This window comes from Cereibacter sediminicola (genome assembly GCF_007668225.1).
GTDB classification, from domain to species: domain Bacteria; phylum Pseudomonadota; class Alphaproteobacteria; order Rhodobacterales; family Rhodobacteraceae; genus Cereibacter_A; species Cereibacter_A azotoformans.
On sequence record NZ_VDEK01000153.1, the window covers coordinates 1 to 457 of the forward strand.

Annotated in this window: 1 pseudogene; it reads left to right on the forward strand. The window is 67.2% G+C overall.

Annotated elements, in window-relative coordinates:
• Window positions 1-316: 316 nt before the first annotated feature.
• Window positions 317-457: pseudogene (locus tag FG154_RS20795) on the forward strand (ATP-binding protein); the annotation flags it as partial.

A 457-nucleotide genomic window follows, 5' to 3' on the forward strand; every position in this document is an offset into this window, starting at 1 on the left:
ACACGCCAGAGGCACTGGCCCTGCGCCGTGAACCGAGGGCCGATGTCGGCCGCTACGACGCCCTGCGGGCCCGGACCACGGGAGGCCGCCATGCGTCATGACCCCGCCAGCGGCGCCATCGTCATCATGCTCCGCAGCCTCAAGATGGTCACGCCGAAGGCGTGCTTCCAGCACGACGCATGGCACAAGCCGTCACCGAGCTGATGGAGCGAGCCTTTGTCCGCCATTGGTCCGAGGACAATGGCGAGCGCTCACCGGCCTTCGAGGTATGAGGAGGATCAGGAAACGGTCCGGGGGACCGTTTCCCCGACGATTGGTGCCGGTCCTGTCCCAGCTGCTCAAGGCCGAGCTGGCCGAGCGCGAGGTCCGCTCCATCGCCTATCACATGAAGGCCGCGCGCTTCCCGGCCTACAAGGACCTCACCGGCTTCGACTTTGCCGCCAGCGAGGTCAACGAG